General features: G+C 46.6%; 15 protein-coding genes. 9 read left to right on the plus strand and 6 right to left on the minus strand.

Going from position 1 to position 17,771, the window contains the following annotated elements:
• Positions 1 to 58: 58 nt before the first annotated feature.
• The gene (locus tag BBC0122_RS10930) at positions 59 to 802 is read right to left on the minus strand and encodes a creatininase family protein (RefSeq protein WP_077993774.1); all 744 of its coding nucleotides are present in this window, start codon (positions 800 to 802) and stop codon (positions 59 to 61) included.
• A gap of 166 nt (positions 803 to 968) precedes the next feature.
• Here BBC0122_RS10930 and BBC0122_RS10935 point away from each other — a divergent pair, with 166 nt between their 5' ends.
• Positions 969 to 1,448: a MarR family winged helix-turn-helix transcriptional regulator gene (locus BBC0122_RS10935; RefSeq protein ID WP_077993776.1), complete on the plus strand. Its 480-nt coding sequence runs from the start codon at positions 969 to 971 to the stop codon at positions 1,446 to 1,448.
• A 336-nt stretch (positions 1,449 to 1,784) separates the two neighbouring features.
• Entirely contained in the window at positions 1,785 to 2,810 is a 1,026-nt protein-coding gene (locus BBC0122_RS10940) for a LacI family DNA-binding transcriptional regulator (protein ID WP_077993777.1), read from the plus strand.
• A 430-nt stretch (positions 2,811 to 3,240) separates the two neighbouring features.
• Here BBC0122_RS10940 and BBC0122_RS10945 read toward each other — a convergent pair whose 3' ends face one another.
• The gene (locus BBC0122_RS10945) at positions 3,241 to 4,008 is read right to left on the minus strand and encodes a gamma-glutamyl-gamma-aminobutyrate hydrolase family protein (protein WP_077993779.1); all 768 of its coding nucleotides are present in this window, start codon (positions 4,006 to 4,008) and stop codon (positions 3,241 to 3,243) included.
• 316 nt (positions 4,009 to 4,324) lie between these two features.
• Here BBC0122_RS10945 and BBC0122_RS10950 point away from each other — a divergent pair, with 316 nt between their 5' ends.
• Genes BBC0122_RS10950 through BBC0122_RS10965 form a run of 4 tightly spaced genes read left to right on the plus strand, consistent with a single transcriptional unit; the run spans position 4,325 to position 8,688 of the window.
• The gene (locus tag BBC0122_RS10950; RefSeq protein ID WP_077993781.1) at positions 4,325 to 5,617 is read left to right on the plus strand and encodes a Re/Si-specific NAD(P)(+) transhydrogenase subunit alpha; all 1,293 of its coding nucleotides are present in this window, start codon (positions 4,325 to 4,327) and stop codon (positions 5,615 to 5,617) included.
• Complete coding sequence (locus BBC0122_RS10955) at positions 5,617 to 6,027, plus strand: NAD(P) transhydrogenase subunit alpha part 2 (protein WP_077993783.1); 411 nt, start codon at positions 5,617 to 5,619, stop codon at positions 6,025 to 6,027. The genes BBC0122_RS10950 and BBC0122_RS10955 overlap by 1 nt, the downstream gene beginning before the upstream one ends.
• A gap of 11 nt (positions 6,028 to 6,038) precedes the next feature.
• On the plus strand, positions 6,039 to 7,439 hold the full coding sequence (locus tag BBC0122_RS10960) for an NAD(P)(+) transhydrogenase (Re/Si-specific) subunit beta (RefSeq protein ID WP_077993785.1): 1,401 nt from the start codon (positions 6,039 to 6,041) through the stop codon (positions 7,437 to 7,439).
• 46 nt (positions 7,440 to 7,485) lie between these two features.
• A complete protein-coding gene (locus tag BBC0122_RS10965) occupies positions 7,486 to 8,688 on the plus strand; it encodes an NnrS family protein (RefSeq protein WP_077993787.1) in 1,203 nt (400 codons plus the stop codon).
• Positions 8,689 to 9,366: 678 nt separating this feature from the next.
• Here BBC0122_RS10965 and BBC0122_RS10975 read toward each other — a convergent pair.
• On the minus strand, positions 9,367 to 10,683 hold the full coding sequence (locus BBC0122_RS10975; protein ID WP_077993791.1) for an NAD(P)H-dependent oxidoreductase: 1,317 nt from the start codon (positions 10,681 to 10,683) through the stop codon (positions 9,367 to 9,369).
• A 364-nt stretch (positions 10,684 to 11,047) separates the two neighbouring features.
• On the opposite strand from BBC0122_RS10975, the gene BBC0122_RS10980 reads away from it, so the two are divergent.
• The 3 genes from BBC0122_RS10980 (at position 11,048) to BBC0122_RS10990 (ending at position 13,604) form a co-directional block, all read left to right on the plus strand.
• Positions 11,048 to 11,521 carry a MaoC family dehydratase gene (locus tag BBC0122_RS10980; protein ID WP_077993792.1) on the plus strand — a complete coding sequence of 158 codons (474 nt, stop codon included), beginning with the start codon at positions 11,048 to 11,050 and terminating at the stop codon, positions 11,519 to 11,521.
• A gap of 839 nt (positions 11,522 to 12,360) precedes the next feature.
• Positions 12,361 to 12,588, plus strand: a complete 228-nt coding sequence (rpsU, locus tag BBC0122_RS10985; protein WP_077972783.1) for a 30S ribosomal protein S21 — start codon at positions 12,361 to 12,363, stop codon at positions 12,586 to 12,588.
• Between the two features lie 206 nt (positions 12,589 to 12,794).
• The gene (locus BBC0122_RS10990) at positions 12,795 to 13,604 is read left to right on the plus strand and encodes a tetratricopeptide repeat protein (RefSeq protein WP_077993794.1); all 810 of its coding nucleotides are present in this window, start codon (positions 12,795 to 12,797) and stop codon (positions 13,602 to 13,604) included.
• A gap of 176 nt (positions 13,605 to 13,780) precedes the next feature.
• Here BBC0122_RS10990 and BBC0122_RS10995 read toward each other — a convergent pair whose 3' ends face one another.
• The 3 genes from BBC0122_RS10995 to BBC0122_RS11005 all read right to left on the minus strand — a co-directional run bounded on the left by BBC0122_RS10995 (position 13,781) and on the right by BBC0122_RS11005 (position 17,453).
• Positions 13,781 to 14,869, minus strand: a complete 1,089-nt coding sequence (locus tag BBC0122_RS10995) for a baeRF11 domain-containing protein (protein WP_077993796.1) — start codon at positions 14,867 to 14,869, stop codon at positions 13,781 to 13,783.
• Positions 14,870 to 15,244: 375 nt separating this feature from the next.
• Positions 15,245 to 16,618 (minus strand): glutamate--cysteine ligase, encoded by a 1,374-nt coding sequence (locus BBC0122_RS11000; RefSeq protein ID WP_077993798.1) that lies wholly within the window; start codon positions 16,616 to 16,618, stop codon positions 15,245 to 15,247.
• Between the two features lie 88 nt (positions 16,619 to 16,706).
• Positions 16,707 to 17,453 (minus strand): 16S rRNA (uracil(1498)-N(3))-methyltransferase, encoded by a 747-nt coding sequence (locus tag BBC0122_RS11005; protein WP_077993799.1) that lies wholly within the window; start codon positions 17,451 to 17,453, stop codon positions 16,707 to 16,709.
• Between the last annotated feature and the right edge of the window lie 318 nt (positions 17,454 to 17,771).

The following is a 17,771-nucleotide window of genomic DNA, read 5'->3' on the forward strand; positions in this document are numbered from 1 at the left end:
TACTGTTGTCGATATAGGCTATCCCGATGCCGATTTCCACCTTTTGAAGGGTAACCTTCTACGAAAGATCGTCAACGTCAAAAGCAAACATATCTTCAACGAGTGCGCGAAAACCTTCCATCGCGTGATCGAATATCGCTTTTCCTGCCTCTCTATTTGCGGCAAGTGCATTTCCTGCCGCACCCGATCTATTGATATCCGCCATTTTCCAACCGAATGGAAATGGCCCGTAAGCCCGCAGATATTTGAATTTTTCTTGAAGCTCTTTTTGCCAATTGGAAAAATTTTGCGCTTTTTCCATATTGACCGTTTCGGGCGCAAGATAAAGCATGAGTGATGTTTCGATAAAGCCTGCATGAATATCAAGGGCTTTTTCCTCGACCGTCATCAAACCTTCAGGAAGACCGAAGCGTCCCCAACTGGTGGCGACAGCAAGCATTTTGAAACGACAGCGCAATTCGGTTATGACAATATTCATCAATGGCGAATTGCCGCCATGGGCGTTGAGAATAAGAAACCTGTCTATTCCGTTTTTGTAGCAATCGGCGCCAATTGCAACCCACCGGTCTATTGCTTGAGAATATTCAAGTGTTTTCGTACCTTCACGACCACCATGTTCAACCGAGTAACCAATATTCTCACCCTCTAGTGTAATAATTTTTTGTCTATCACAAGATAGTTTTTCAATATTTTTGGCAAATGCTTGTGCGATTACAGCATCTGTTGTGAGCGGCAAATGCTCGCCATGATATTCGTGAGCACCGAGTGGTAAAATGGCAATTGTTTTATCTTTTTTTTCCACTGTCTCAAATCCTGATAAAATTCTTTCTTCTTTTTTATATACAGTTTTGTTATCTTTTTAAAACTATAGAATAAAATGCACCTCAACGCGCAGAAACGAATCAGACTGGAATACTATACGCAATCAGATAATTCTTTAGAAACGTCTTCGGGGAGACATAACCTAAATGATCGAGAAAAACCAGATACCGGCACTGGACATCGTTCAATCCACTGCCAGAATGATGAAAACGTTGTTAGCACGTCGGCTTTATGAATTCGGCTTATATGCGGGGCAAGACCGGATAATTCTTTCACTGGCTTTGAATGATGGCCAGTCTCCCGGCAGTCTGGCAAAACAACTCGGCGTAAAACCGCCTACAGTGACAAAGACAATTGCACGTTTGCAAGAACAGGGTTTTGTTACCAAACGCGGTTCGCATAAGGACCAGCGCCAGCTCCATGTGTTTCTGACGAAAGACGGCCACAAGGTTGTAAAGCTTATCGAGGCGGCTATTGCTGCAACCGAACGCGATATTACCTATGGTCTTAACGAAAATGAACATGTCACTCTTCTTAAATTATTGGGACGTATTCAAAAAAATGTGGAAGAACAACAATTGGAATTATCCAATATCTATGCCGAAAATGAAAACGGCATATTCTAGCCTGATGAATAAATGAACGAGTGATTGACGGATGATAAGGAGTGGTCAATTTTTTTAATTCTCTCCTTATCTTTTCATATCTCCTCTCTTTATTTTTCAATATATCGTCTGTTTCGTTTTGCTTTGGTTGCAATTAAAATACCGGTTGTTTGGAAATAAGCTTTCATCTTCCCCGAATATAACGCAGTTTTGTTTTGAAAACCTTGTTTAAAACGCCGTTTCCTATGTGCTGTATCCGGTTTTAGGCTTTTCTCGAACCGGACAAGGGGCTATCTATTCCATTGGCATGAGGTTGGGGGAACCTCGATCAATTCTATCTCAAGAGGATGAGAAGCGTTGGCGCAAAAAATCAAACTTTCCACAATTGCCGATGCATTGAATGTATCGACTGCTACGGTTTCGCTCGCACTTCGTGACAGTCCGCTCGTTGCCGACGATACGCGTGAGAAAATCAAGAATTATGCACGTAATATCGGCTATATTTATAACAGACGCGCAGCAAGTTTGCGCACATCGCGATCAGGCATTGTCGGTGTCGTCGTCCATGACATTATGAATCCGTTTTTTGCCGAAATCTTGCGCTCTATCGAAACAGAGCTTGACCGTTCGCGCCAGACATTCATTCTGTCAAACCATTACGACCAGTTGGATAAGCAACGCAATTTTCTGGAAACGCTTCTCCAGCTTGGTGCAGATGGTGTCATTATGTCACCGGCAATCGGAACCCCTGCAAAAGACATTGAAATGGCACAAAATAACGGTTTGCCTGTTGTCTTTGTTGCCCGCCATGTCGAAGGGGTCGACGTACCGGTTTTCCGTGGTGATGATACTTACGGCATTTCGCTTGCCACCAACCATCTTATCTCGCTCGGGCATAAATGCATCGCCATGGTTGGCGGTACAGATTATACCTCGACAGGCCGTGACCGTTATGAAGGCTATCGCCATGCCATGCAACTTGCCGGACTTGAGGTCAAACCGGAATGGCGTCTTGAAGGACCGCGAACCAAACAGGCAGGCTTCGAGATAGCACCGCAATTTCTGGCACTTAAAGATAAACCCACTGCCGCTGTCTGCTTCAATGATCTTGCCGCAATCGGCTTGATGAACGGAATTGCCCGTGCGGGCCTTGTTGCAGGACGGGATATTTCTGTGACCGGCTATGATGATCTCGAAGAAGCGGAAATTGCCACCCCCGCACTCACGACAGTCTGGAATGGTCAGCGCGAAGTCGGAAGACGCGCAGCGCGTGCTCTCCTTGACCTGTTGAACGGTATCGAAGTCAAAAACGGTCACGACCTCATTAAACCGGAACTGCGCATTCGCCAGTCAACCGGCCGCATGGTGCCGCGAAAAGACTGAAAAACCCGAAATCTCCGATATTTTAGAATGACTTTCGCTCAACGGTCAGGCAGCGAACTTTTTTGCCCGTTTCCGTTCCTTTCACAGTAGAATTGGAGTGCATCGTGAAAAAAGAGGGGCAAGATTAAAAATCGAACCTTAAGAATGGCGAAATTTTTGTTGGCAGGCCGCTAGCCAATCGCGGAAATACAATCAAATTCCTCTTAAAGCCACATAGCGGGAAAGCGATCGAATTCCTCTTAAATATCTATAATTGATTGCTTTTACATGGCCGCAAAGTTCTTTAAACAATGCTATAACGGCTTTGGAAATCAAGAGTTATCCATTCCGGAACAAATAAACCGGATTGTTCGGGCAAGCTTTAACGGGGTCTTACTTTCCCGATGTTATCCATATTGCACAAGGGGTTTTTACATTTCTTAAGTGCGTGTTATTTTTCAAGACGTTTATCTTTATGATGATGCACTGCCGCACCGAATGCCTTGAATATTTTATTGGATGGCTCGTCGCTTGTTGCCCAATATTCAGGGTGCCATTGGACACCAAGCGCAAAATCTTTTGCATCTTTCACACTGACAGCTTCAATTGTGCCATCGGGGGCTGTCGCTTCGGCAACAAGACGCGGCGCCAACTTATTGATTCCTTGCTGGTGAACAGAATTGACCATGATTTCACCAGTTCCTACAATTTTTGAAAGCGATGTATTACCGCTCACGTGAACCGTTTGCCTGATGGCGAATTTTTTGTCACTGTCATTTTTATCATTCGCTCTATGGTCGAGCTTCCCCGGTATTTTTTGTAGCGCCGGTGAAAGCGTTCCGCCGAGAGCGACATTGAGTTCCTGTATGCCGCGGCAGATTGCAAGAAGCGGCAAACCTTGCCTGATTGCAGCGTCAATGAGAAAAAAAGATGTCTCGTCACGGGAAAAATCGAACGGTTCGTGGTCAGCCGTTGCTTTTTCACCATAACGAGCGGGATTTACATTGGATTTTGCGCCGGTGATGAGAACACCGTCAACCACCGCAAGTATGGATTGAATATCGGCATCCCGCCCAAGTGACGGCACAATAAGAGGGGCAACATCGGCTACCTTTGAAGCCGCTTCAAGATATTGTTGAGGCGCACCATGCCAGACATAACCGTCAAAACAAGGGCAATCTGCCGGTACAGCAACAAGCGGTTTTAAACAGTCAGTCATTGGTTTTGCCCTCAAGCTCTTTGACCAGCCATTCGACCAATATTTTTGAAAAACGGACTTTTGTCAAATGTGCAATTTTCTAAATGCAATGACTTTGATTTTAAATTCAATCATTTTGATGAAGACTTTTTGTGGACTTTTCAAAAGCCATAGCGCGAAATGCGAAATTTTATCAAAAACACTAGAAATGATATGGTTTTACCGTTAAAACTAAACCGTTTCAATTTTTTCGTGAAATAATCCGGCATTGTGAATAGGTGGGGAGAAAAGACTGTCAAAAGCAGCTTCTCTTTCCGAAAACTCAAGGAGATAACATTTGGGTCAAACAATTTTTGTTGCCAAAGAAACAGCCGAAGGGGAAACGCGCGTTGCCGCGTCTCCGGAAACTGTCAAAAAGCTTATCAATCTCGGCTATGATGTGTCAGTCGAGAAAGGTGCCGGTCTCCAGTCCTTGATAAGTGATGAGGACTACAAGGAAGCCGGTGCAAAAATCGTTGGTGCAAACGAGGCTAATAAAGCCGACATCATTTTGAAATTGCGCCGTCCAAGTGCCAAGGAAATATCCCTCTATAAAAAGGGTGCCAACCTCATCGGCATTCTTGATCCATTCGGTCACGAGGATGATGTCAAGGCCATGGCCAAAGCCGGATTGAATGCCTTTTCGATGGAATTCATGCCGCGCATTACGCGTGCACAAGTCATGGATGTTCTATCATCACAGGCAAACCTTGCCGGTTATCAGGCGGTGATTGATGCAGCCGAATATTATGACCGCGCCCTTCCCATGATGATGACGGCCGCAGGAACCGTTCCGGCTGCCAAGGTTTTTGTTATGGGCGCCGGTGTTGCCGGTCTTCAGGCCATTGCCACCGCGCGGCGTCTTGGTGCATCTGTCACGGCAAATGACGTGCGCCCTGCAGCAAAAGAGCAGGTCGCTTCACTCGGTGCAAAATTCATCGCCGTCGAGGATGATGAATTCAAAGCTGCCGAAACGGCTGGCGGCTACGCCAAGGAAATGTCGAAAGAATATCAGCAAAAGCAAGCGGCTTTGACTGCGGAGCATATTGCCAAACAGGATATTGTTATTACAACCGCGTTGATTCCCGGTCGTCCGGCACCGCGCCTGATTACCAAGGATATGCTTAAAACCATGCGCCAGGGTTCGGTCGTGGTTGATCTTGCCGTTGAAAGAGGTGGCAATGTCGAAGGCGCTGTCGCTGACAAGGTTGTTGAAGTGGAAGGTGTAAAAATTATCGGCTTTACCAATGTTCCGGGCCGCATTGCCGCCACCGCTTCCCAGCTTTATGCACGCAATCTTTATGCCTTTGTCGATATTATGACAAACAAGGAAACGAAGGCGTTTACTATCGACCGGAATGACGAGCTTGTTAAAGCCACATTGCTTACTTTTGACGGTCATGTTGTTCATCCCCGTTTTGTAGAAGAAACGGGTGAAAAAGACGCCGATAAGAAACCGGCTTCGTCAAAAACAACCGCGGCAAAAAAAGCCGATGAAAAGGTTGAAAAACCGGCAAAGCATACATCGTCAAAATCTAAAGAACCGGCCGCCAAAGCCGATAAAAAAACAAATGAAAAAGGAGCCAAATAATGTCTAACGAGGCTCTCGACAAAGCCCTTCAAGGTCTCGATCAGGCCATTGCTGCTGTGCGTGAAGCAGGCGGCCAAATTTCCAATAATGCGGCTGAAGCCGTTCACAATGCGACAGGCGGTGTTATTGACCCGTTCATTTTCCAGTTTGCGATCTTCGTACTGGCGATTTTTGTCGGCTATTATGTTGTCTGGGCCGTCACTCCGGCTCTCCACACACCACTCATGGCTGTTACCAACGCAATTTCTTCGGTTATCGTCGTTGGTGCGCTGCTTGCTGTCGGCCTGTCGGCTTCAGGTCTGGCAAGCGCTTTCGGTTTCATCGCTTTGGTACTTGCAAGCGTCAATATTTTCGGCGGCTTCCTCGTTACCCAGCGCATGCTTGCCATGTACAAGAAAAAAGATAAGTGAGGCTTGAACCTATGAGTGTTAATTTTGCAGCCTTTCTTTATCTCGTCTCCGGTGTCCTGTTCATCATGGCACTGCGCGGACTTTCCCATCCGACAACCAGCCGCAAGGGCAATGCCTATGGCATGGTCGGCATGGCTGTTGCCATCATCACAACATTATTGCTTGCCCGTCCGAGCTTTGGCGGTCTTGTCCTTATTATTATAGGTCTTGCCATTGGTGGTGCTATCGGTGCAGTCATTGCCCGCCGCATCGCCATGACTGCAATGCCGCAACTTGTTGCCTTTTTCCATTCGCTGGTCGGCCTTGCTGCTGTTATGGTGGCTGCCGGTGCGCTTTATTCGCCGCATTCCTTCGGCATTGGCGAAATCGGCTCTATCCACGGGCGGGCACTCGTTGAAATGGCAATCGGTGTCGCAATCGGCGCAATCACTTTTACCGGTTCCATCATTGCGTTCCTGAAACTTGATGGGCGCATGTCCGGTAAACCGATCATTTTGCCGAACCGTCACCTCATCAATATTGTCCTTACAGTGGCAATTGTTCTCCTCATCGCAACGCTTGTCGGAACCGAAAGTCATCTGGTTTTCTGGCTCATTGTGCTTTTGTCACTTGTTATCGGTGTCACATTGATTGTGCCGATCGGTGGCGCGGATATGCCGGTTGTTGTTTCCATGCTCAATTCCTATTCGGGATGGGCTGCCGCAGGTATCGGCTTTACGCTCGGAAATATGGCTCTTATCATCACCGGTGCGCTGGTTGGTTCATCGGGAGCTATTCTTTCCTACATTATGTGTAAAGGCATGAACCGCTCGTTTATTTCCGTGATCCTCGGCGGTTTCGGTGGCGAAAGCGCCGGCCCTGCCGGAAATAATGAAGTGGAACGCCGTCCTGTCAAACAGGGTTCGGCAGACGACGCCGCATTCATTATGAAAAACGCCAACAAGGTCATTATTGTACCGGGATATGGCATGGCCGTTGCACAGGCTCAACATGCATTGCGTGAGATGGCCGACAAGCTCAAGGAAAACGGTGTCGAAGTCAAATATGCCATTCATCCGGTTGCCGGTCGTATGCCCGGTCACATGAATGTGCTGCTTGCCGAAGCCAATGTACCCTATGACGAAGTCTTCGAGCTTGACGATATCAATTCCGAATTTGCCGAAGCAGATGTTGCTTTTGTCATCGGCGCCAATGACGTGACCAACCCTGCCGCCAAATCGGATCCATCTTCGCCGATTTATGGCATGCCGATTCTCGACGTGTCGAAAGCGGGAACAGTTCTGTTCCTGAAACGTGGTATGGGAACCGGCTATGCGGGCGTTGAAAACGAGCTGTTTTTCCGCGACAACACCATGATGCTTTTTGGCGATGCCAAAAAAATGGTCGAAAGCATTGTCAAAGCTATGGAATAAACCTTAAGATGCCGCCATCAAGGCGGCATTTTTTTGAGGAACGATCATGGCAAGTTCAGCCGAACAGATGAGAGCGTGGCAAGGCCCGGCACTTTTGAGTTACGGTTATCGTCCGTTTTTTCTGTTTGCTAGTATCTGGGCTGTATTCAGCCTGTTTATCTGGATTTTCCTTTTTTCCGGCAAAGATGTGCTGGCAATCGGAATTGATCCGTTTTCCTGGCACGCCCACAGCTTTCTTTTCGGTTATTTATGGGCCGTCATTGCCGGTTTTTTGATGACTGCCGTTCCCAATTGGACCGGTCGTTTGCCCATTGTCGGCTGGCCACTTTTGGGTCTCGTATCCTTGTGGCTTATCGGGCGCATTGCCATGGTGCTTTCATCCGATCTGCCTGCGACTGTAACAGTCGGGCTTGATTTGCTGTTCCCGTTTCTTTTTACCATCGCAATCGGCCGCGAAATTATTTATGGAAAAAATTGGCGCAATCTCAAAGTGCTTATTTTGCTTGTTCTGCTTTTCTGCGCCAATCTGATTTTCGACTGTGAAGCTTTCAATGGTGTTTATGCTGCCGATGGCTATGGCGCACGTCTTGCCCTTGCCATTGCAGTTTTCCTTATTGCCATTATTGGTGGCCGCATTGTGCCAAGCTTTACACGCAATTGGCTTGCCAAACGCGGAAACACAAAACTGCCTGCCCCGCACGGGCACGTTGACCAAACCATCATGATTTTTACGGCTATTTGCCTCGTTTTGTGGATTCTTTTTCCCGATACAAAATTGACTGCCCTATTATGCGGCCTTTGTGGCATTGCCAATCTTTACCGTCTTCAAAGGTGGCGGGGTTTGGCAACTTTGAAAGAACCGCTGGTTTTTGTGCTTCATGTCGGCTTTCTGTTTATTCCGCTAGGGTTTATCGCTTTGGCGCTCGGCACATTCGGAATTATTCCGGGGGGACGCGCACCTGTACAACATTTATGGATGGCCGGTGGCATCGGTATGATGACAATGGCCGTTATGACGCGTGCAAGCCTTGGCCACGCAGGCCGCCCGCTTACGGTTTCCTGGCCGGTTGTGCTGGTTTATCTCGCACTTTTCCTATCGGTCTGGTTGCGGCTTTTTGCCGGCATTGCCAATAACAATCTGCCAACACTCCACCTTGCCGGAACTTTATGGATTCTGGCTTTTTCAGGTTTCGTCGTTCTCTACTGGAATGTCCTCACCAAACCGCGCAAACCCCGCGTTCCGAATTGACATGGATGATCGGAAATACCCGCCGCTATCATCTTTTTTACGGCGGCATTATAGGCTTCCGCCTTTCACCCTTTCTCGGAAGATAATTTAGCGCATTTGCACCTATACATTTGCGCTTATAAATCGCGCTTCTAAAATTGCGCTTAACTGTTTGTCTTATTGTGGTTTTCTTGAAGTTTCCGTTCCAGCTTTTGACAGTAAGATCAATTGAACTGCGGGCGCGCGGCTTTCAACGATCACTCATTCTCTAACCGGAACCACCGCTAATAGATGCGGGCGCGTCCAAAAAGGCTAAAGCTTGTTCTGCTATATCAGTTGAACCAGACCTTACATCGTATTGATGCGCATTTTTCTGCGCGTTTCACCGCACGTTTCACTGTACATTTCACTGCATATTTTGCTTCACGTTTTGCAGATCTGTTTTTGAAATTCGTCTGCCCTTATCCGGACGACATCCAATAAAATATGTGACGTACCGGACTATGCAAAAGCCCCTCGTTTCCGTTCCGAAGAATAAAAAATTCAACGAACGGGGGCTACCCTCTTTGCAAAACCGGCAATTTCAAAACTTTCCCGATCAATAAAGATTGCCATTGGAACGATGATGAGTAACTCATTCCCGATCAATAAAAATCGCAATTGGAACGATTACGAATGACCGGTTTTTAAAAATATCAATCAGCCGTAAATGAGCTTATCCTGTTTTTTGCGTAGGCGTGCAATCCACTGGTTTTCATTGATCGCCACATTTTTTGCAGTAATCAGCTCGTTTTTCTTGATCGGTGCAGTGACTGTTGCCCCTTCAAGCAAACCACAGGGAATTGCCTCGTTTTTCCTTGCATCTTCGACTGTCATATTCCATGCGCGATAGGTATAAAGTCCGATAAAATCGAGCTTGTCACCGGGTTTCAAATCTTTCTTGGCAACGGCGCATACTTCTGCAACAGGCCGATCGAGTGGAACCATATCGGCCTTTCCGTAGAGCATGACGCGTGCGCAGGTGAGCGGCACTTCCATAGCTGTAAGATGATAAGGGCGATGGAATGTAAAATAAGGCCCTTCACCGATTTTCAGGTCTTCCATACGTTCCCAAACACGCGGGTGGCGCATTTCGGCAACCACAAAAACCCCCGGTGAAACGCCCCGCCCGATCGAATAGTCGACAACGCCGGATTTTGATAAAACGCCACCATCTTTTTCAGGAATGAGCACCTTGTTCAGGCGGTCGATGTCGGCTTTCGGGCCATGCATTCCGGGACAATCGGGAACAAGGCCGGTTGCATTGGCAATCGCCGTCATTTCGACCATGGTTTTTGAACCATCAATGAATTCGACAAGCATACGCACATTCATATTGCGCCTTTTCGCTTCTTCTTCATAATGATCGGGGACTGCATCAAAATCGAGCGGGTTGTTTTTGCCCTTTCCGGCAGCAACAACATTGTGTCCGAGTGCCGAAACAAATTCGATCAGTTCCATGCAGGAGGATGGTTCGTCACCCGCACCGAGCGTGTAGATAAGGCCGCGTTTTTCGGCTTCATGTTTGAGATAAGGGCCAATCGTGACATCGGCTTCAACATTCATCATAACGAGGTGTTTGTTGTTTTGCAACGTTTTATAGCCGATTTCGGCTCCCGCTTCAGGATAGCCTGTCGCATCGACAATAACATCGACAAGCTCGTTTTTCAGCAACATATCAAGATCGTCGGTGGCGGCGATTTTCCCTTGTTCGATTGCTGCTGTCATTTCCGACGCATTGGAAACTTCCTTTGCATGTCCTTGCTCGTCATAGGCAATTTTTGCCGCATCCATCACCCGTTCAGGTGTTCGTGTCGAAACGGCTGCAACCTCGATGCCATCCATATGGGCAACGCCTGTCAAAAGGTCGGTTCCCATTTCCCCGCAACCTACCAGCCCTATGCGGATAGGCTTGCCGCTTTCCTCACGTTTTTTAAGGTCGCGGGCCAAACCGATAAGAGCTACATTGCTTGTCATTTCAAAAAATTCTCCCGTAAAAAACGAACCATCACACCCTGATATAACTATTTCCGATATAGGGCTTTATCAGTCGTTCAACGCATAATCTTTTCTTCAAAGGTCTAATAACAACGATAGAGAATTGCAAGGCTCGTCATTGATCGCAAGCAAATAGAGGGGATCGCAAGCAAATAGAGGGGATCGCAAGCAAATAGAGGGGATCGAAAGCAAATAGAGGGATGACAAAACCGCCCGTTTTGAAAACAAAAATTTGCGCGAAATATATTTGACATATATAAGCACCGTGAGAACTTGAAAAAGAATGCGTCCTTAACAATTCGGGCGCATGGCTGACGGAAGATATTGAACAAGGAAGAAGCTCATGCCCGGCAAAGTGACTGTTGATGATATTCCCGCTTCAATCGGCAAAGAGGTGGGCGTTTCGGATTGGCGTACTGTCACACAGGAAATGATTAACCAGTTTGCCGATGCGACCGACGACCATCAATGGATCCATGTTGACGAAAAACGCGCCAGCGAAACGCCTTTTGGCGGTACAATTGCCCATGGCTTTCTAACTCTTTCGCTTCTATCGACATTGGCCTATGAAGCCCTTCCGGAGCTTGAAGGCACAACAATGGGAATCAATTACGGTTTTGACAAAGTGCGCTTGATGAGCCCTGTCAAAACCGGTGCAAAGGTGCGTGCCCATTTTGTTTTGAGCGATGCGGAAATTCGCCCATCGGGAAGAATTGTTTTCCATTATGCTGTAACCCTTGAAATCGAAAATGTGAAAAAACCGGCTTTGACAGCCGACTGGATAACAATAGCCATGGTGCCGCCAAAGGCTTCATAAGCTTCATTGAAAAGGTTTCAGCTCTGAAATCCCGTGCGGCTGTTCAGCCAACTTTATTTCGGCATTTTTAAAAAAAACCGGTTAAAAGACACCGGCCATTTCCTTTTCATTTTCGCCAAAAGCGGTAGTTAACGGGGTCAAGTATCCGGACTTTGAAACAATAAAGGCCAAGCCCGCGCAAGCAAATGCCAAGTAACAAGGGGCAACCAGGAGAACAAGCCTTTGTCGGAAAGACTGGCAAAATAAAAGCCGTTTTGTGTACGGTTATTTTTTCCGATCAATAGACAGTATCTTTGACGATCAAAAGCAAATTCTGCGCGAGCTGCGTTTTATCGCTCTATTTCTTCGCTCTTGAAATAGGGGGCTTCACACTTGAAATACGGGGCTTCACACTTGAATTAAGGGGTTTCATACTTGAAACAGAGGGCACACCTGAAAAAAGATGAACGTTAAAACTGAACTCCCCCTATCTTCAATCTCCCCCTATCTTCAATAATGATGGAAATTCCAAAAATATCGAACAGGTGAGTCGGTTCTTGTTCTTTTACTTTTCCCGTTTGGTGTGAGTTGCCGATATTTTATTAAAAAGAACCTTTGGAATTTCGATAACGATCTAAAAATTGTGGTTGTTTCGGCCTATTTTTGCCTTTTCTCTTCTTTACAGGCCGATAAAGGCCAAGCATTTTTTAAAAAACACAGCTTTTATAAAAGCAATATAGACAAGCACGCCTTTTATGTGGTATTGGCAGCCCAATCATTTGAAACCTTGGCCTTTATAGGTTAGGGATGTTTGGGATATACCCATTTAACCGAGATAGTAAAACAAAGCAGGATTAAACGTGCAAGTACTCGTTCGCGATAACAATGTTGACCAGGCGCTCCGTGCGCTCAAAAAGAAAATGCAACGTGAAGGCATCTTCCGTGAAATGAAGATGCGCGGTCATTATGAAAAGCCGTCGGAAAAGCGCGCCCGTGAAAAGGCCGAGGCTGTCCGTCGTGCCCGTAAGTTGGCACGCAAGCGCGCACAGCGTGAAGGCTTGGTGAGCGGCCGCGGTTCTGCCCACTAATATTCGGAATTTTGCCGGAATTCGGTTAGACTTGTAGGGTTTGCGCTCGCAAGGTTTAATATATTCAGGCAGAAGCCGGATTCTGCGAAGTCTAATTTCGCCTCATTCGAGTGGAGATGCAGAGCGCATTTCCACTTTTTTGTTATATAGTCTTGAAATATGTTGACGTGAAAATCGTAGAATCGTCTGTAACAGGATCGTGCCCGATGAAAAAATTGAAACTGTCCGCTTTCTTTCTTTTAGGTGCTGTTGTTTTGGCGGGGTGCAGCACGACCAATAGTGTGCTTGATCCTGAAGACGTTGCTCAAGGTTCGCACGAGAATATCTCCTCGCTTACAGCCGTTATTAAAGCCAATCCCCGTGACCCTGAAGGCTACAATGTACGCGGCTCGGCTTATGGACGTGCCGGACGCAGCAAGGAAGCGATTGCCGATTTTACGTCCGCTATAGCGCTCGACCCCAATTTCTATAAAGCCTATGCCAATCGGGCTTTGATTTATCGTAATACAGGAAATATGTCGGCAGCTATTGCCGATTACAATCGCGCTTTGGCGATCAACCCGAATTATGATGTTGCATTGATCGGACGCGGCAATGTTTATCGTTTAAGTGGCAAGCTTGATCTGGCCTATAACGATTTCAATAGTGCTATTCAGGCTGGTACAACCGACGGGCGTGCGTGGCACAACCGTGCACTTATCGAACAGGCACGTGGTGACCAACAACAGGCTATCGCCGATTTCGGTGCAGCCATGTCGCGCCAACCCAATGCGCCTGCCCCTTATAATGGCCGTGGTCTTTCTTATGCTGCACTTGGCGATTGGGACAATGCGTTCGACGACTTTAATGCGGCTATCCGTCTTGACAGCAACATTGCCGAAAGCTGGTCAAATCAGGCAATGGTTTATGAACACCGTGGTGACAAGAAGAAAGCTTATGCTTCCTATACAAAGGCTGTCAGTATTGATCCGGGTTTCAAACCGGCAAAAGAAGGCCAAAGCCGTACCCGCGGCTAATCACCGCCCGCTTACCATATCAAACAGGTCTGTCGTTACATAAAATCGCAGGTGTTAAAAATCCAAAAGCCCGAACAGGATTTGTTGCGGGCTTTTGTTTATATTTGTAACCAAAATCTTCGCTTTTTGAACGATGCCGCCCGTTTTACAAGCGGCATCAACAAAACGGAGTTTTCCTACATTCTGAACCGGAAAATCGCTGCAAGCGATTGGTGATTGGGAATATCGCTCTTGCGAACGGCAAGCACATGGCCGCCATTGGCAAGAACACGGCTTGCAATCTCGTCGACCACATTATAGGTATCCGGCCCCTCTTTACCGAAACTGACAGCTCCTGTTGTTTCATCAACAGTCCCGTGAACCATTTCGTCCATATCGGCAAGCAATGTATCAATCTGGCCGATGGTAGCCGCACGCGCTGCAAGCGCAATATCTGTTGTGGTACGCCCTTCGGCTGTCAGATGCTCGAACCGTGAACGGATATCGGCAACCTGGCGCTCGTAAAAACGGTCAAGAACGGGGCGCGCAAGATCACCGATTTCTGTCGGGTTTGCCCGATCAAGTCCTGCATTGACAATTTCGCCGATAAGGTTGTTGCCACTATAAACCGAACGGAACGCATTAATCATTGCTTCATTTCCGCCAATAATCAAAGGAACATCCGGCCTCGTCAGATAACGACGCAAAGCTGAATCAATCAGACGGCAATATTGTGTCAACCGCACCGAACTATTGGAACTGATTCTCTCGTTACTGGTTCCGACAGCGCTGTTGATGTCCTTGGGCATATCCGGCACTTTGACTTCAAATGGCTCGATATCACTTGCAATTTCGATAAGTCGGACTTTTGATTCTGCAATAACCACCACGTGAGCCGTATGGGCAAATGTAATCGAACGCAGAAGCGGACTAAGCATAAACCGGTCTGCAACTTCAACAAACGATTTCAAACGGTTTGCAAGACGGAATGTCCAGATACGATCAGGGGTGGCAAGAACCGCGAGACTGCGTGCCTGTTTCAACCAGAAATCTTCATAATCGGAAAGGCCGGTCAACAGTGATTCCAAACTTGCCAAACGTCGCTTGTCCGTCAAAGATTGGGATTGTGCCAATGCTTCCTTTACCTGATTGGCATACTCAATTTTACTGGCACCAATTTCGGATGTAATAGGTGTTGTCGGCAAGTATATTGATACACATGCATCCGCCCTCACCGCTCGTAATTTGTTAAAATCCGTCATTGATGGAATATCGACATGCTGCATTGAGAAATCCCTTTCCTCTCTTGTTTATTCAATATTGATATGGGCATTCAATATGTCCAAAAACAAGACAAATCGGATTTAATTTTTCTATCATGCAAAAATATAGTTAAAAAGCCGCACCAATAACGCTTATTTCAAAAATGATAATGATTGGAAAAATAAAGCTTCTATTTTTTAACGATATTGTCGGGGCTGTCCAATCTGCCTGATAGCCTCTCTTCAGGTTGCCCTGTGCATGAAGAAGTGTTCTCTACCGTTAAATAACCGGTGAGGCACAGTTCCAATCAACCTTCTTGTTCTTGGTAGAAGCCCTATTCTTGGTGCACGCCTTTCAGCTTTATTCCTCAACCAAGCCTTAAAAACAGGCTGCAAAGCCTAATAGGCATATTCCAGAAACACCGGATCGACAGAACCACCCCATACCGAATGGAATTTTGACAACAGACGTTCCGAATCACATTTTCCTGACAGCACAACCTCGAAAAGCGGATCAAGAAAACGCGTTTCATCATCGCCTTCGGCATTCAGCTTCTTCCGGTTGGCAAGGCCTTTGCGGGAAATATCCAGAGCCTGACGGGCAAGTTCGAGAATGGTGGCATTGCGGAATGGTGTTTTCAAACCTTTGACCGGTACATGGTTACGCATATCGAGAACTTCTTCAAAGCCCCAGTCTTTTGTCATTGCAAAAGCGTCTTCAAGTGCTTCCTCATCATAGAGCAAACCGACCCAGAAAGCTGGCAATGCGCAAATACGCCGCCACGGGCCGCCATCGGCACCACGCATTTCCAGAAAACGTTTGAGTCTTACTTCCGGAAATAATGTTGAAAGGTGATTGACCCAATCACCCATATTCGCACGATAATCGTCGATTTTGCCTTTCAAAGCACCATCCATAAATTGGCGGAATGTTATATTGGTGCAATCATGGTAGTGCCCGTCGCGGACAATAAAATACATTGGCACATCCAATGCCCATGCGGCATAATCGGCAAAACCGAAATTTTCATTGAATACAAAGGGCAGAACACCTGAACGCCGGTTATCGGTGTCGCGCCATATTTCCGAACGCCATGACATAAAACCGTTCGGTTTTTCTTCAGTGAAAGGTGATGTTGCAAAAAGCGCAGTGGCAATTGATTGCAATTTCATCGAAACCTGCATTTTCCGGCGCATATCGGTTTCCGATGAAAAATCGAGATTAACCTGAATTGTACAGGTCCGATACATCATATCAAGACCATGCCGCCCGACTTTTGGCATATATTCTGTCATGATATGGTAGCGGGATTTCGGCATTTGCGGTGTTTCATCAAGCTTCCATTTGGGGCTTCCGCCAAGGCCTAAAAAACCGATGCCGAGAGGCGCGGCAATTTCCTTGACCTGTGCAAGATGGGCGTTCACTTCGCGGCAAGTCTGATGAATTGTTTTAAGTGGAGCGCCCGAAAGTTCAAATTGTCCACCCGGTTCGAGTGAAATTGCGCCCGCTCCTGTCGGCTCAAGCAAACCGATAATTTTTCCTTCATCCAGTATCGGCTCCCAGCCAAGCATGGCTTGCATACCTTCAAGCAATGCGCGGATACTTTTTTTCCCTTCATAAGGGACAGGGCGGTTACCTTCGACAAAAAACGGAAATTTTTCATGTTCTGTACCGATACGCCATTTATCGGGAGTTTTCGAGCCGCCAGCGAGATAGTTTACCAGACCGTCAAAACCGTTGATTGTTGTTTCATCTTCAATATCGCGCGCCATAACTCACAATTTCCAATTTGTCTTGATTTGTTTCATCATTGAACTGTTTTCATTGCTCTTTCAAGTACCGCCGGCCTCACATTCTGCTTTACCCGTCATCTCGCCAATCCCCCAAAGTCGCTTCAATAACGGCAAGCGCGGCGACAGCCGCAGTATCTGCCCGCAAAATTCTGGGGCCTAGAGGAATTGGATGAACAAACGGAAATTGCCTGAGTTCGGAACGCTCCTTGTCGCTGAAGCCACCTTCGGGACCGATAAGAACTCCAAGTGGAGCCGGTGTCATTTTTTTCAAGATTTCCAATGGATTTTGCGTATCAGCGGCTTCATCACAAAAGATAAGATGACGTTCCGGCTGCCAGTTTGCCAAAAGTTCTGCAAGCGAAACCGGAGATCGGCAGGAACTGATCGATAAAACCCCGCATTGCTCCGAAGCCTCGATAATATTGGCGCGCATACGCTCTTCATTCAACCTCGTTGCTTGAGTAAAATGTGTGATAACCGGTTGCAAAACCGATGCTCCCATTTCAACCGCTTTTTGCACCATATAATCCAATCGGGCGTGTTTGAGCGGGGCGAAACAATAAACAAGATCGGAAGCGGGGGGTTGCTCTCTTTCTTTGGCGACAAGTTCCACAACAACAGATTTTTTCTTCACTTCGGCAATTTTTGCACGCCATTCGCCATCTTTGCCATTAAAAAGCAGAAGTTCATTGCCCTCCCTCATCCGCAAGACATTTTTAAGATAATGTGATTGATTTTCGTCAAGATCGAATTTTTCGTGAAATGACAAAGGTTCATGAACGAAAAGTCGTTGCAATTTATAATTGGCGCGCATTGCTTGAATCTTTCTCAAAAATGCTTTCGTGTTTTTTTAAATTCGGAACGACAATATCCGAATTGGCAAAGGTTTTGAACTTATTTGATTCCGCGCAAGGTTCGGATATTTTCATGCGTCTTGAAAGTTGTTTTCCAAAATTCAAGGCCAAGAATACCGTGTGCCTATCAACATTCGTAGTCACTTTTTACAGAAAGGTGACAAGTTTTACATAAAGGTGACTAGAAACTTTCTAAAAATAAAACTAAATATGAGAAGAAACTACCTTCTCTCAACGCTGTCAAATTGGTGATCTCGTAGGAAAGCAGCTTTATAGTG

Source organism: Ditibartonella choladocola (genome assembly GCF_002007565.1).
GTDB lineage: Bacteria > Pseudomonadota > Alphaproteobacteria > Rhizobiales > Rhizobiaceae > Bartonella > Bartonella choladocola.

Coding starts and splice junctions, on each gene's coding strand:
- BBC0122_RS10980 (WP_077993792.1), top strand. CDS start 11,048: ATGCCCGGCAAAGTGACTGTTGATGATATTCCCGCTTCAATCGGCAAA.
- BBC0122_RS10975 (WP_077993791.1), bottom strand. CDS start 10,683: ATGACAAGCAATGTAGCTCTTATCGGTTTGGCCCGCGACCTTAAAAAA.
- BBC0122_RS10995 (WP_077993796.1), bottom strand. CDS start 14,869: ATGCAGCATGTCGATATTCCATCAATGACGGATTTTAACAAATTACGA.
- BBC0122_RS10955 (WP_077993783.1), top strand. CDS start 5,617: ATGTCTAACGAGGCTCTCGACAAAGCCCTTCAAGGTCTCGATCAGGCC.
- BBC0122_RS10965 (WP_077993787.1), top strand. CDS start 7,486: ATGGCAAGTTCAGCCGAACAGATGAGAGCGTGGCAAGGCCCGGCACTT.
- BBC0122_RS10945 (WP_077993779.1), bottom strand. CDS start 4,008: ATGACTGACTGTTTAAAACCGCTTGTTGCTGTACCGGCAGATTGCCCT.
- BBC0122_RS10990 (WP_077993794.1), top strand. CDS start 12,795: ATGAAAAAATTGAAACTGTCCGCTTTCTTTCTTTTAGGTGCTGTTGTT.
- BBC0122_RS10960 (WP_077993785.1), top strand. CDS start 6,039: ATGAGTGTTAATTTTGCAGCCTTTCTTTATCTCGTCTCCGGTGTCCTG.
- BBC0122_RS11000 (WP_077993798.1), bottom strand. CDS start 16,618: ATGGCGCGCGATATTGAAGATGAAACAACAATCAACGGTTTTGACGGT.
- BBC0122_RS10935 (WP_077993776.1), top strand. CDS start 969: ATGATCGAGAAAAACCAGATACCGGCACTGGACATCGTTCAATCCACT.
- BBC0122_RS11005 (WP_077993799.1), bottom strand. CDS start 17,453: ATGCGCGCCAATTATAAATTGCAACGACTTTTCGTTCATGAACCTTTG.